The 14,487-nt window shown below is 71.2% G+C and carries 7 protein-coding genes and 3 pseudogenes; 4 read left to right on the top strand and 6 right to left on the bottom strand.

Translation table 11 applies throughout. From position 1 onward, the window contains the following. Positions 1–187: 187 nt before the first annotated feature. Positions 188–2,422 (bottom strand): OmpL47-type beta-barrel domain-containing protein, encoded by a 2,235-nt coding sequence (locus ACFC79_RS33910; RefSeq protein WP_376248442.1) that lies wholly within the window; start codon positions 2,420–2,422, stop codon positions 188–190. Then, positions 2,419–4,911, bottom strand: coding sequence for a ThuA domain-containing protein (locus ACFC79_RS33915; RefSeq protein WP_376248444.1), 2,493 nt, complete (start codon positions 4,909–4,911; stop codon positions 2,419–2,421). Before ACFC79_RS33915 ends, ACFC79_RS33910 begins: the two co-directional genes overlap by 4 nt. 354 nt (positions 4,912–5,265) lie before the next feature. Here ACFC79_RS33915 and ACFC79_RS33920 point away from each other — a divergent pair, with 354 nt between their 5' ends. Then, entirely contained in the window at positions 5,266–6,360 is a 1,095-nt protein-coding gene (locus ACFC79_RS33920; protein ID WP_376248447.1) for a multicopper oxidase domain-containing protein, read from the top strand. Positions 6,361–6,365: 5 nt separating this feature from the next. On the opposite strand, the gene ACFC79_RS33925 is transcribed toward ACFC79_RS33920, so the two are convergent. Together ACFC79_RS33925 and ACFC79_RS33930 are read right to left on the bottom strand one after the other, a co-directional pair. Then, complete coding sequence (locus ACFC79_RS33925) at positions 6,366–8,678, bottom strand: DEAD/DEAH box helicase (RefSeq protein WP_376248450.1); 2,313 nt, start codon at positions 8,676–8,678, stop codon at positions 6,366–6,368. A 134-nt stretch (positions 8,679–8,812) separates the two neighbouring features. Continuing rightward, positions 8,813–9,490: pseudogene (locus ACFC79_RS33930) on the bottom strand (IclR family transcriptional regulator); the annotation flags it as partial. A gap of 265 nt (positions 9,491–9,755) precedes the next feature. Here ACFC79_RS33930 and ACFC79_RS33935 point away from each other — a divergent pair. From ACFC79_RS33935 to ACFC79_RS33945, 3 genes and pseudogenes are all read left to right on the top strand, one after another. Continuing rightward, positions 9,756–9,980: pseudogene (locus tag ACFC79_RS33935) on the top strand (sulfonate ABC transporter substrate-binding protein); the annotation flags it as partial. A gap of 4 nt (positions 9,981–9,984) precedes the next feature. Next, a pseudogene (locus ACFC79_RS33940) lies at positions 9,985–10,413 on the top strand (LLM class flavin-dependent oxidoreductase); the annotation flags it as partial. Positions 10,414–10,749: 336 nt separating this feature from the next. Continuing rightward, positions 10,750–11,004 carry a WhiB family transcriptional regulator gene (locus ACFC79_RS33945; RefSeq protein ID WP_376248452.1) on the top strand — a complete coding sequence of 85 codons (255 nt, stop codon included), beginning with the start codon at positions 10,750–10,752 and terminating at the stop codon, positions 11,002–11,004. 106 nt (positions 11,005–11,110) lie between these two features. Here the strand turns inward: ACFC79_RS33945 and ACFC79_RS33950 are convergent, their stop codons facing one another. Further along, entirely contained in the window at positions 11,111–12,085 is a 975-nt protein-coding gene (locus ACFC79_RS33950; RefSeq protein WP_376248455.1) for an acyl-ACP desaturase, read from the bottom strand. A 129-nt stretch (positions 12,086–12,214) separates the two neighbouring features. Then, the gene (locus tag ACFC79_RS33955; RefSeq protein WP_376248458.1) at positions 12,215–14,485 is read right to left on the bottom strand and encodes an ATP-binding cassette domain-containing protein; all 2,271 of its coding nucleotides are present in this window, start codon (positions 14,483–14,485) and stop codon (positions 12,215–12,217) included. Positions 14,486–14,487 lie beyond the last annotated feature (2 nt).

Consider the following 14,487-nt stretch of genomic DNA (forward strand, 5'->3'; position numbering starts at 1 on the left):
CCCGCCGCACCGCACAACGCCCGGCACCCCGCGGTCTGCACGGTGCTCCGGTGGCGGCGCCACCGGAGCACCGGTGGCCGCGGACGCACGCCCCGGCACGCGACCGCGACCGGCCCGGACCGGACGCGGTACCCGGGGACGGACGCGCCGCGCCCGGCGGGTACCGGCCGGTTCGGGCCCGGGAGCCCTACAGCTCCTTGATCCGGATGTCGCGGTACGAGATCACGTCCGAGGCGCTGTGGACCTGGAGCCCGATGTAGCCGGAGGCGTACCGGCGTCCGTCGGTGCCCGGATCGCCCGCCCGCGGCGGTTCGAACAGTTGCCCGCGGTCGTTGTCGAACTCGTTGATCAGGACACCGTTGCGGTGGACCGAATAGTGCTGGTCCACCACCCTGATCTCGTAGTCGTTCCAGGTGCCCTTCGGGGTGACCCCGGCGCCCGCGAGTCCCACCCGGTCGAAGCCGTAGACCGAACCCGTCTTGTAGATGTCGCCGTCCGGCCGGTCCAGGATCTGCACCTCATGGCCGTACGTGATGGCGACCCATTCCGGGCGCGGCTCCTCCGGGTTGTCGTGGACGTCCGGGAAGCGGACGAACACCCCGCTGTTGGCGTTGCCCGTGCCGGGGGCGTCGTCCCGCCACTGGAGTTTCAGCGAGAAGTCGCCGTACTGCCGTCCCGGGAACCACAGCATTCCCATGCCGTCCACCGTGCTGGAGCTGGTGAGGGTGCCGTCGGCGTTCAGTCCGAACGCCCCGCCGCCGACCTGTTGCCACTTGGCGAACGACGCGGGGGTGCCGTCGAAGAGCTTCGTGTATCCGTCGACCCGGCCCGGCGTACCGATGCCGGACTCCTTGGCCGCCCGGTTGATGGCCCGACGTTCGCGGGCGTCGATCACCCCCGCCGCCAGCAGCCTGTCGAGGACCCCGTCGACGTGCTTGAGGAACAGCGCGTGCGACGACCAGTCCTTCTCGTCCTCGATCAGCTCGTTGACGGTGCAGCGGTTGCCGGTGACGCGGTTGGGCACGCCGCTGTCGACCGTGCCGACGACGACGGTGAGCCGTTCGTCGAACTCCGGGCAGTTCGGCGCCGGGACACCGCCGCTCCGTGCGATGGTGAACGACACCCGCTCCGCCTCGGAGGTGTTGCCCGCCCTGTCCGTCGCCCGGTGGTCGAGGGTGTGGTGCCCGACGCGGTCGACGATCACGGTGGCGGTGTAGGCGAGGTACGGGCCCCCGTCCAGCGAGTACTCGACCCGGTCCACCCCGGACTCGGTGTCGGTCGCGGTGACGGTCACCCGGGCGCTGGTGATGTAGGCGTTGTCGGAGTTCTTGTCGCCCTCGACCTTCGCCGTGGTCCGCGGAGGTGTCCTGTCCCGGGTCGGCGGTTCGACGACGGTGAACTCCACGGACTTCTCGGCGGCCGTGTTGCCCGCCCGGTCGGTGGCCCGGTAGCGCACCGTGATGGTGCCCGTCTCGTGCACCATCACGGGGGCGGTGTACGGCTGCCAGGCGCCGTCCGCCCCGGTGGCGTACTCGATGGTGTTGACGCCGGACCCGGTGTCGGAGGCGGTCACGGTGACCGTCGCCATGCCCAGGTACCGCCCCTGGTCGTCCTTCTCGCCCGACACGGTCGCCGAGGTCTCCGGCGGCGCGGTGTCGTCCGTCGGCGGTGCGGCGACCGCGAACTCGACGGACTTCTCGGCGGCCGTGTTGCCCGCCTTGTCGGTGGCGCGGTAGCGGACGGTGTGCGCCCCGACCTCGTTCACCACGACCGCCGCGGTGTACGGCTGCCAGGCGCCGTCCGGCCCGGTGGCGTACTCGACGGTGTCGACGCCCGAGCCGTCGTCGGTCGCCGAGACGGTGACCGTGGCCTGACCGATGTACGCGCCGTCGGCGTTCCTGTCCCCGTCGACCTTGGCCGAGGTGATCGGGGCGGACGTGTCCTCGCCGCCGCCGTCCTCGGCCACGGTGAGGATGCCCTGCATCGCCTCGTGTCCGGGCATGGTGCAGTGGTAGAAGTACCGGCCGGGGGAGAGCGTGACCTCGACGGTGTGCCTGCCGCCCTGGTCGTCGCCCGGGTTGGCCAGGATGTTCAGTGTCACGTCGTCGTTGAACTCGGGGTCCGAGACGCTGAAGGTCAGCGTGTGCGGCATCCCCGTCGTGTTGCCGGTGGCCTCGCTGTTCTCGAAGACGATGGTGGTCCTGCCGGCCACCGCCGTCCTCGGGGCGGACAGGTAGCGGTCGATGGGGTCGCCCGCCGTCCAGGTGAGGACCTGCTCGGCAGCGTCGGCGGACGCGTCCGCGGTGCGGCCGTACGCGGCCGTCGAGGTCAGCCCCAGCACCATCAGGAACGCACCGAGCAGCGCGAGCCACAGCCGCACCGGCCGCGAGCGCCGCCGCGAGAAGATCGAACGGTGTCTCATCGCACAGCCGCCTTCCTCGCCAGGTCCCCGGCGGCCGGGGTCGGCCCGCCGCCCTGATAGGTCACCCGCCACAACGCGGACTTGGAGTCGGAGGTGAAGAAACCGCGCCCGTAGTCCAGGACGTACAGCGAACCGTCCGGGGCGAACTTCCAGTCCATCAGGTTGCGGATGCCGTCCGCCCCGACCGGGACGATCTTCCGCAGGGACTCGGCGTGCGTGGGCAGCCCTCCCTCGCCGACGGTCCTCGGATCCGTCAGCACGGCGTGCCGCGGCTGGGTGTCGTCGTAGAAGTCGCCGACGAACCACTTGCCGTCCCAATAGGCGGGCCACTTGTCGGCGCTCGTGCTCGCCGCGTCGTACCGGTACACCGGCCCGTTCATCGTGGCCTGGCCGCCGCCCCTGAGCCAGGGCAGCAGTTCCTCCTGCTCCTCCGGCTCGTAGCTCGGGACGCCGTTCGCGTCGCGCGGGTAGTCCACCCCGCCGCCCTGCGGCGAGTACCAGATGGTGTTGGACGTGACGGGCGGCAGGTTCACCAGGCCGTCGTTGTTCGGGGACTCGTTCCTGGGGTGGTCGCAGTCGTACCAGCCGAGCGGCCGGGCCGGATCCGGCAGGTTGCGGTCCCGGTAGGGCTGCTTGTTGCCCATGCAGTACGGCCAGCCGTGGTTGCCCGCCCTCGTGATCGCGGCGAACGTGTCGTACTTGGCCGGTCCCCACGTGGTGGACGGCGCGCCCGCGTCGGGGCCGACCCACCCCGCGTAGAGCGTGTCGGTCGCCTTGTCGACCGAGATCCGGGCCGGGTTGCGCACCCCCATCACATAGATCTCGCCGCGCGTCCTGCCGCCGCCCTCGTCGGGTTCCTTCCCGGTGAAGAGATTGCCCTCGGGGAGCGTGTACGTCCCGTCGTCCTCGGGGTGGATCCGCAGGATCTTCCCGTTGAGGTTGTTCGTGTTTCCCGCGGTGCGCCGGGCATCGGCGAACGATACGCCCTTGTGGTTCGGCTGCGGGTTGTTCCCGGAGTAACCGCCGCTGAATCCGGAGGAGTTGTTGTCCCCGGTCGCGATGTAGAGGTTGCCCCCGGAGTCCCAGGCCATGCCGCCGCCCGCGTGGCAGCAGCTGTGGATCTGGACCGGCCAGTGCAGCAGCACCTTCTCGGAGGAGAGGTCGAGCTCGTTCGTGGACGGGTCGAGGGTGAAGCGGGAGACCTGACGGACGGCCATCTGTTTGTCGCGGTCGATCTTCGCGTGCGGCGTGTAGTGCAGGTACACCCAGCCGTTCCGCTCGAAGTCCGGGTCCAACTCGATCCCGAGCAGCCCCTCCTCGACCTTGATCAGTTCGTCGCCGCCGCCCTTGTTGCCGAAGACCGTCAGTTCCCCGGCGAGCGTGACCTTCTTCGTCTCCGGGTCGTAGACGTGGATCTGCCCCTTGCCCTTGCCGACGTCCGGGTCGTTCCAGTCGGTGACGACCGGGACGCTGCTGTCCGTACCGCCGCGCCCGATGTACAGCACCCGGCCGTCCGGGGCCACGACCAGGCCGTGCGGTTCACCGATCTGGTCGTTCAGGCCCGGCCGGTTGGGCCGGGTGACCCGCTCGGCCCGGTAGTGGGAGGTGATGGTGGCCTTGCAGTCGGCCTGCGAGATGCGGGTCGTCCAGTGCAGCGCGCCGCGCAGATGGTCGCGGAAGTCGGTCTCGGAGAAGCTGTCGACCGTGCCGCCCATCGCCGTGTAGAAGGAGCGCCCGCCGTCGTAGTCCCGGCACCAGGAGACCGGATGGTCCCAGCCGTTGGCACTCGCGCCCGGCTTGTAGGTGAGCTCCCGGACGCGCGCCACCGTGTGCACGTCGCCGGACGGGTTCTTCGTCCAGTTCAGCCACCTGTCCGGGCGCTTCCACTCCAGTGGCAGGTTCTTGGTCGCCGGGTGCAGCCGGTCGCCGATCTCGACCGTCGCGCGCTGCACGGAGGCCGGGCTGTCGGCCGCCGGGCGGGCCCCGACCAGGCCGGTGAACCAGTCCGAGTACGGCTCGGTGCGCGCCGCGTCGTGGATGCCCAGGAATCCGCCGCCGGCCTCCATGTACGCCTCCAGCCCGGCCTCCTGCTCGGGATCGAGCACATCGCCGCCCCCGGTCAGGAAGACCACGGCGTTGAACGTGCCGAGCCGTTTGCCGTTGGTGAAGACGGCCGGGTCGTCGGTGGCGACGGTCCGGAACCTGCCGCTCTCCGGCCCGGTGAGACCGATCCGCTCGATCGCCGCGATTCCGGCGTCGACGGTCGGGGACTCCTCGCCGGCGGAGGCGTGGAACACCAGCACCTTCACGTCGGCGCCACCCGGCGGCGACGGAAGGGACAACGTTGTCGCCGATCCGTGCGGCGCTCCCGGACGGGAGCTGGCGTCGGCCGCGTTGCCGCCGAGCAGAGAAGCCGTCAATGCGCCGGCCGCCAGGGCCGCCGCAAGTCCGCGTCGCGATCCGGACCTGTGATGTGGTGCGTGCTGCATGTGGTCACCCACCCTCTGTGGTCGCTGCAACAGCGGATGAAGCTAGACCCCTTTTCCCGACTCGCCAATAGCTATGACAGCGATGAAACGAACTTTGTCCATGGTGTGGATAAACGGAGAGGTGCCCGCTACGGTGTGGGCCGTCCGGGCGGCAGCCGCGCCCCGCCAACCCCGCAAGCCCCTGAAGCTGCCGTTCGCGCCGTAATCTCCGTAGTCTCCGCGGTCCTCGCGACCGGGTCGAATCCTCGGTCGGGTGGTCCCCCCCGCGCCCCGAGACCCCTCCGGGACCGCCCCGGCGTGCCGGAACGCTCGCCACCGTCTCCGTACATTCCTCGGCGCAGTAGGGAGTTCGTCATGGACAGAAGGAGTTTCAACCGGAGGTTCCTGGTGGGCGGCGGAGTGGCTGCCGCAACCGGGGTGACATCGTTGTCGCTCGGTGCGATCGAAGCCAGTTCGGCGGAGCTCCCGCCGAGGACCGCCCCGGCCGGAGGGCTGGTCCGGCACCTCAAGCTGTACGCCGAGAAGCTGGCGGACGGCCGGATGGGGTACGGGCCGGAGAAGGGCAAGGCGTCGATCCCCGGTCCGCTCATCGAGCTCAACGAGGGCGACACCCTGCACATCGAGTTCGAGAACACCATGGACGTGCCGGTCGGCCTGCACGCACACGGCGTCGACTACGACATCGCGAGCGACGGCACCCGGCTGAACCGGAGCATGGTCGAACCGGGTGCCACCCGGACCTACACCTGGCGCACCCATGCCCCCGGCAGGCGGAAGGACGGCACCTGGCAGCCCGGCAGCGCGGGCTACTGGCACTACCACGACCACGTCGTCGGCACGGACCACGGCACCGGTGGCATCCGCAAGGGCCTGTACGGTCCCCTGATCGTCCGGCGCAGGGGCGACATCCTGCCGGACCGGACGATCACGATCGTCTTCAACGACATGACGGTCAACAACGCGCCGGCGCACCGGGCACCCGACTTCCATGCCACCGTCGGCGACCGGCTCGAAGTCGTGATGATCACTCACGGCGAGTACTACCACACGTTCCACATCCACGGTCATCGCTGGGCGGACAACCGGACCGGCCTGCTCGCAGGGCCGGACGATCCGAGCCGCGTGATCGACACGAAGATCGTCGGCCCGGCGGACTCCTTCGGCTTCCAGGTCGTCGCCGGTGAGCACGTGGGGGCGGGCGCGTGGATGTACCACTGCCATGTGCAGAGCCATTCCGACATGGGGATGGCCGGTCTGCTGCTGGTGGCCAAGCCGGACGGCACGGTACCGGGTTATGACCCGCACGACCCGGCGGCCCACGCGACGGCCGCACCGGGCAAAACCCCACCCGGCAAGGAGGGTTCCGGCAAGGGAGCTTCCGGAAAGGAGGCCCCCGCCCCGGCCGCCACGGGCACCGCCGCCCATGACGGCGCGGCACACGGCTCCTGACCGGATCAGCCCTCCGGCACGGTTCCGGCGGCATCGGAGGTATCGACGGCTACGGTCGTCCCGGTTGCCGCGGGTGCTTCGGGTGTGTCATCCGTCCCGGTCGCCGCGGGTGCTCCGGGTGTGTCAACCGTCCCGGCCGTGTCCGCCGAGAGGCGCAGCTGCTCCTCCTCGACGATGCGCCGGGCGAGCGCCCCGTCCGACACGTCCACGGCGTCCGGCGTCGTCTCGGCGACATCGCTGCGTCGCGCGTACAGGTCGAACAGCCGCTCCTTGCGGGCCAGGATGTCCAGCATCCGCTCGTCGACGCTGTCGGTCGCCAGGAGCCGGTGCACCCGGACGGTCCGTATCTGCCCCATCCGGTGGGCACGGGCCACCGCCTGGTGCTCCATCGTCGGCTTGATCTGCGGCTCGCAGATGATGACGACGGACGCAGCCTGCATGTTGAGCCCGACACCGCCGGCCTGGATCTGGCTCAGCAGGACGGCGTGGCCGTCGGTGGCGGCGAAACCGTCGACGACCTCCTGGCGCCGGGCCGCCGGGACGCTCCCCGCGACGGGGCCGAACACGTCGGGACCCAGGGCCTGCCCGACCGTGCTCAACACCTCGCGGAAGTACGAGAAGACCACCACCTTGAGGCCGTTCTCCGCCGCCTCGGCGACCAGCTCGCGCAGGCGGTTCAGCTTCGCGGACGCGGCCGGGCGGGCGTACGCGGCCCGGCGCATCCGCATGAACTGCCCGGAGGCGACGGCCTCGCGGTAGGCGTCGAGGTCGTCCTCGCTGAACTCCTCCCACTCGTCGACCTGCACCAGGGCCGGGAGCTCGGTCAGCACGTCCTCCTGGTTGCGCCGCAGATAGGCCGGGGCGACAGCCCTGCGGAACGCGTGCGAACCGGCGGCCCCGTGGGTGGTGCGGACCGAGGGGGCCAGTTCCGGCTGGAGGTGACGGACGAGGCTGCGGAATTCCTCGACGCGGTTCTCCATCGGCGTACCGGTCAGGAACAGCACCCGCTCGGTGCACTGCGTCCAGCCGGACACCGCCTGGGCGCGACGGGTCTGCGGATTCTTGACGTAGTGGGCCTCGTCGACCACCAGCATGCCGGGCCTCAGCCCGCAGTCCCGGGCGGCCGGCAGGGTGTGCAGGGCGTCGTACGTGGTGACCGCGACCCCGCCGGATTCCCGCCACTCGGCGAAGGCACCCTGCCGCTCGGGGCCGTGCACCGGTAGCGCCCGCAGGGTGGAGCGGGCCCGCACCTCGCGGGCCCAGTTGATCAGCACGCTCGCCGGGCAGACCACCAGGAAGTGCGTCTCGCCGCGCTCCGCGAGGTGCGCGAGCGCGGCGATGGCCTGGACGGTCTTGCCGAGCCCCATCTCGTCGCCGAGGATCACCCGCTTCTGCGCGAGCGCGAACCGGGCCCCGAACGACTGGTAGCCGCGCAACGACACCCGCAGCCGCGCGTCGTCGAGCCGCAGATCGCGCACCCGGTCGGCGATTCCCGACGGGATGAACCCCTCGGCCGCGTCCCGGTCCGGCCCGGTGCCGGACAGCTCCGCGAGCAGGCTGTAGTACTCGGCGGACCGCAGTTCGAAGTCGACCCACGTCGCGACGTCCGAATCCGCCTCCCGCAGCAGATCCGCCGACACCTGCCCGAACAGCAGGGCGAGTCCGCGCGCCGTCGCCTCGTCGACGGTCTCCCGCACCGAGGCGACGGCCTCCAGCGCCCCGGTACGGGCCTGCCGCCGGGCGAACAGCAGGCGCATCCGGCCCCGCGCGGGGCCGGCGGCCGTCAGCAGGGGTTCCAGCCGGGTGATCAGTGCACCGGCCGCGTCCACCGCCCGGCGCACGTCGGGTCCGGCCTCCACCAGCCGGTGCAGCGCGGTGAGCAGCGCGGTCGTGGAGTCGTCCGGGGCGTCCACGTCTATCCGCACCGCGACCGTGTCCCGGACGGCGTGCGCGATCTGACCGGCCGCGGCCAGCGCCTGGTCGGCGGTCTGCGTGCCGACGCCGGGGATCTGGCGGAGTTCGTACCGGTTCGCCCCGTGCACCTGGCCGACGGTCGTGAAGCCCGCCTGTTCCACGGCGCCGAGCCGCAGCCTGCCCTCGGTCACGTCCCGCAGCCGGGACACCGGGATGGCCGACAGCTCGTGGCGCACGAGGGCGTCGAGCAGCGGCATCAGTGCCGTGCGCACGGCGTCGACGGCGCGGGCATGATCGGCCAGCACGGCACGAGCCGATTCCAGCAACCGGTCGGCCCGTCCCAGCAGTTCCCGGGCGGCCTTCCCCGTGGGGGCCGCGTCCCGGTCCGCTCCGGCGTCTGTCATCCACGTTCCTCTGTCCGCGCGGCCCGGGCCGTCGTCCTGCCCGGCACCCGCCCCGAGCGCTTCATATCGTGCCACGCGGCACCGACAGCACCCCGGCCCAGGTCCCCGCCAGCCGCCCCCGACGACGACCGTGCTCAGTCGGCGGGCGGGCGGCGCTCCGCGGGGGACAGCAGCAGCACCTCCAGTGCCCGCGCGCAGGACCGGGCCTGCGCCAGGAACCACTCGATGCGCGCGTCCGGGATCAGCGACGGCGTGGCCCGTACGGCGAGCGCGAACCGCGCGTACCCGGCCCCGTCCAGCACCGGGACCGCCAGCGTCCGTACCCCGTACGCCGACTCGCCGTCGTTCAGCGCGTACGCCGCGGCCCGGACCCTCGCCAACTCGTCCGCCGGCGCGCCCGGGTCGACGATCGTCCGGTCGGTGAACGCGGGCAGCGGGGGGAGGGAGGCGGGCCCGCCCTCGCCCGGCCGTGCCCAGGCCAGCAGCACCTTGCCGAGCGCGGTGGAGTGCAGCGGCCTGCGCAGCCCCGTTCTCGGGGTGACCGAACCACCGGCCACGATCACCGCGTGCGGACCGCTGCGCAGCGGCAGGTCCGCGGTGGCGCCGGTGCGCTCTGCGAGATCGGCGAGCTCCGGCGCGGCCAGGTGCAGCCCGCGCCGGTGGTACGAGATCCGGCCCAGTTCGGTCACCGCCGGACCGAGCCGGTAGCGCGAGGTGTGGGCGTCCTGCTCCAGGAAGCCCGCGCCGAGCAGGGTGCGGGCCAGCCGGTGCGCGGTGGAGACCGGGAGCCCGAGGCGGCGGGCGAGATCGGAGGGAACCCGTCGACGTCACGGCCTGGGCCGACCCCGAACCACTGCGTCGCGCCACCGCACTCGCCGCCACCCGGCACGGGCACCACCCCGTCACCCCCTGAGCCACGAGGACCCCCGACACCATGCCTCCCACCCGCACCCTGCGCACAACGCTCGCCCCCGCCCTCCTCACGGCCACCGCCCTGATCGCCCTCACCGCCTGCGGCACCTCCCGGGCCGACGGCGGCAGTGCGGGCCCCGGCTCCCGCGGCACGGTGGAGATCCGCATCCCCGACGGGCGGCCGAGATCGCCGCCGCCGATCTCGGCGGGTCGGCGGACGACTGGGAGACCGCACTGCGCGCCCTGCCCTGGCGGATCGAACCCGTCAGCGAGGCGTTCGTCGCAGAGCAGCAGCAGGCGGCCGACATCTTCCACCGCATCGGCTCCATCGACCGGCCGGTCACCGTCGCCCACGCCCTCGCGGACGCCCGTGCGGACAGGGCGGTCTGACGCCATGGCGACCGAAGTCCTCTGGTACATCATTCCGCGCGAAGGCGCCTATCCCCGGGAACCCGAGGGACGACGACCCGTCGACCTCGGCTACCTCGCCCAACTCACGGGCACCGTCGAGCGCCTCGGCTACAGCGGCGCGCTGCTCGCCACCGACCTGTACGACGTCTGGCCGCTCGGCAGCGCGCTCGCCGCCTCCACCGGCACCCGGTTCAAGCCACTGCCGGCCGTCCACCCCGGTCTCGTTTCGCCCACCCTGCTCGCCAAGATGGCCCTCAGCTTCGACAACCTCTTCGGAGGCCGGCTCCGATTCAACGTCGTCAACGGCTCCACCGCGTCCCTGAGCGAATACGGACTCCACGTGGGGCACGACGAGCGGTACGCGCTGAGCGCCGAGTACTGGTCGATCGTGAAGCGGCTGATGGCCGGGGAGTTCGAGGAACTGGGCGTCGACACCTTCATCCTCTCCGGCAACCCGCTGCTGGAGGAGGCGTACCGGATCGCCGAGACGGTGCTCCCGGCGCTGGGCGTGCGAAGCTGAACCAGGTCCGTCGCCCCGTACGGAGGTCGGGGCGACGGGCGGGAATCGGCCACATCGCACACCGGCGGGGCCGGCGGGCACCCCGACCGGCGTACGATCCGTCCCGCGGCATCGGAGCAGATGGGCACCGGAAAGCAAACCCCGGGACAAATAAGGGCCCGGACATCGGCGCGCCGCATTGATGAGGCGTTGATCGGTTGTTTATCGCGACCGGGCACCGTGGGCGCCATGCTGATCAACACCGCGGCCGACCCCGCACTCGCCTGGCAGGAGACGGCGCTGTGCGCGCAGGCGGGACCCGAGTTCTTCTTTCCGGCCCCCGGCAGTTCCACGCGTGAGGCCAAGCAGCTCTGCAACGCCTGCGAGGGACGCGTGGCCTGCCTGGAGTACGCCCTCGCCAACGACGAGCGGTTCGGCGTGTGGGGCGGGCTCTCCGAGAAGGAGCGGGAGCGGCTGCGCAGAGACGAACGCAGGCGGGCCTGACCGCATCCGCCCCGCCCGGGTGCGGTCCGTCGGGGGATCGGACCGCACCCGGGCGGCGAGCGGGAGAGCGGGCGGCGCACTGTCCGATCCGTCGGACGGACGCGCGTCAGGCCCGGGCGCGCGCGGCCATCCGGGCCTTGCGGGCGGCGAGCTTCTCGTCGAACTTCGACGCCTCGCTGTGCAGGCCGCTCATGTACAGACCCAGTTCCTCCTGGGCCCGCAGTCCGTCGGGGCCCAGGCCGTCGATGTGCAGCACCTTCAGGAAACGCAGCACCGGCTGGATCACGTCGTCGTGGTGGATGCGCATGTTGTAGATCTCGCCGATCGCCATCTGCGCGGCGGCCCGCTCGAAGCCGGGCATCCCGTGACCGGGCATCCGGAAGTTGACGACGACGTCCCTCACGGCCTGCATCGTCAGGTCGGGAGCGAGTTCGAAGGCCGCACCGAGCAGGTTGCGGTAGAAGACCATGTGCAGGTTCTCGTCCGTCGCGATGCGGGCGAGCATCCGGTCGCAGACCGGGTCACCGGACTGGTGGCCGGTGTTGCGGTGCGAGACACGGGTGGCCAGCTCCTGGAAGGCGACGTACGCCACGGAGTGCAGCATCGAGTGGCGGTTGTCGGACTCGAAGCCCTCCGCCATGTGTGCCATCCGGAACTGCTCCAGCTTGTCCGGGTCGACGGCGCGCGAGGTGAGCAGGTAGTCGCGCATCACGATGCCGTGCCGGCCCTCCTCGGCCGTCCAGCGGTGCACCCAGGTGCCCCAGGCCCCGTCACGGCCGAAGAGCGAGGCGATCTCGTGGTGGTAGCTGGGGAGGTTGTCCTCCGTCAGCAGATTCACGACCAACGCGATCTTGCCGATGTCGGTGACCTTGGACTGATCGGCCCGCCACTCCTCGCCGTCCTCGAAGACGCCCGGGAAGTTCCGGCCGTCGGAGAAGGGCACGTACTCGTGCGGCATCCAGTCCTTGGCGACCTTGAGATGCCGATTGAGTTCGTTCTCCACCACCTCTTCCAGGGCGTACAACAGCTGAGCGTCGGTCCACGCCTGGGAACTGCCGAGGTGGGGAGCGGTGATCGTCACGGGGGACTCCTGGGGACGGGAGAGTTACCTACGAAGGCGTAGGTTACGAGACCGTAGGTTAAAGCGGCAGTAAGCCTGTCGCCAACTCCGGCCCCCGGCGGACCGCCCCGCGCCGTCGGCCGGGCGACGTCAGTCGCGCAGGTCGCGGCGGAGATGTTCGGCGGTGAACGAGGAGCGATGGCCGAGCAGCGCCGCCGGAGTGCCCTCGAAGACGACCTCTCCGCCGTTCCGGCCGCCCTCCGGGCCGAGGTCGATCACCCAGTCCGCGCGTTTGAGCACATCAAGGTTGTGCTCCACGCAGATCACGCTGTTGCCGGTGTCGACGAGCCGGTCCAGCAGGTCGACGAGTGCGGCGGTGTCCGCCATGTGCAGCCCGGTCGTCGGCTCGTCCAGGACGTACACATCGCCGGTCCGGTGCAGCCGGGTGGCGAGTTTGATGCGCTGCCGCTCGCCCCCGGAGAGCGTGCTGAGCGGTCGGCCGAGCGGCAGGTACGTCAGGCCGACGTCGTCGAGCGTGCGCAGCCTGCGCAGCAGGACCGGGTCGTCGAAGAGCTGAGCCGCCCGGGCCGCCGTCATCTCCAGGACATCGGCGATGGAGGCGCCGCCGACCCGGTGCCGCAGCACGTCGCCGTGGAAGCGTCGTCCCTCGCAGACCCGGCAGGTGGTGGTCACCGGATCCATGAATGCGAGGTCGGTGGAGACGGAGCCGCGCCCCGCACAATTCCCGCACGCGCCGGATGAGTTGAAGCTGAACAGGCCCGCATCCACCTGGTTCTCCCGGGCGAACGCCTTGCGGATGGGGTCCAGCGCGCCGAGGTACGAGGCCGGGGTGGACCGGGACGAGGCGGTGATCGCCCCTTGGTCGACGACGACCGCCTCCGGGTGGGCCCGGGTGAACACCTCGGAGACCAGCGTCGACTTGCCGGATCCGGCCACTCCCGTCACCACCGTCAGGACGCCTTCGGGAAACGCCGTGTACACGTCCTTGAGGTTGTGCAGGGACGCGGCCGTCACCGGCATCCACCCGGTGGGGGTCCGGACGGACTCCTTGAGCCCGGTGCGGCGGCGCAGGCACCGACCGGTCACGGTGTCCGCCCGGCGCAGTCGCTCCACCGGCCCCTCGAAGACGACGCGTCCGCCGTCGGCGCCCGAACCCGGGCCCATGTCGACGACGTGGTCCGCGACGGCCATCACATCCGGGTCGTGCTCGACGACGAGGACGGTGTTGCCGCGGTCGCGCAGCCGCACCAGCAGATCGTTCAGCCTGCCGACGTCGCGCGGATGCAGGCCCACGCTCGGCTCGTCGAGGACGAACGTCAGACCGGTCAGCGAACTGCCCAGTTGCCGGACCAACTTGAGCCGCTGTCCCTCGCCGCCCGACAGCGTGGTGGTCTCCCGGTCCAGGCTGAGGTAGCCGAGACCGATGCCCACCAGGCGTTCCAGCCGCTCGCGGGCGGCCGAAGCCACCGGGCCGGCCACCGGATCGTCGATCGCGGCAAGGACCTTCACCAGGTCGCCGACCTCCATCCGCGCGTAGTCGGCGATGGAGAGTCCGTCGATCCGGGTGGCGAGCGCCGCCGGGTTCAGCCTGGCGCCGTCGCAGGAGGCGCACACCGACTCGGTGGTGAATCGCCGGGTGGATTCGCGGCGCCGCTCGGAAAGTCCCTCCGTGTCGCGGTTCAGGTGGAGCCGGGTGAACCGTTCGACGATCCCCTCGAACCGCATGTCCGCAGAGGTCGACTTCAGGTCGAGCCGTACCGTGAAACCCCCGCCGTGCAGCAGCAGCCGGAGCTCCTCCTCGGTGAAATCCGCGAGCGGCTTGTCGTTGTCGAAGCGTCCCGATCCGGCGTAGAGCTGCCACTCCCAACTGCCCACGGAGAGCCCCGGCAGCAGCAGTGCGCCGTCGTTGAGCGACTTGGTGACGTCCAGGGCCCGGTCGAGGTCCAGGCGGACCGTACGCCCCACGCCGTCGCACTCCGGACACATGCCGGCGGGATCGTTGAACGAATACGCGGTGGCCGGGCCGGCGCTCGGCGTTCCGTGGCGGGAGAACAGCACCCGGATCACCGACCAGATGTCGGTCATGGTGCCGACGGTGGACCTGGCGTTGCCGCCGAGCGGTTTCTGGTCCACCACGATCGCCACGGAGAGGTCGTCGACGGAGTCGACGCGGGGCCGTTCGTACTTCGGCAACCGGTTCCGGACGAAGGAGGTGAAGGTCTCGTTCAGCTGCCGCTGGGACTCGACGGCGACGGTGTCGAAGACGATCGAGGACTTGCCCGATCCGGACACTCCGGTGAAGACGGTGATCCGCCCCTTGGGAAGGGTGAGGGAGACATCGCGCAGGTTGTTCGCGCGGGCCCCGGTGATGACGATGTCGTGGTCCGTGTTGCGATCCATGC

This window comes from Streptomyces sp. NPDC056061, assembly GCF_042266885.1.
Lineage (GTDB): Bacteria > Actinomycetota > Actinomycetes > Streptomycetales > Streptomycetaceae > Streptomyces.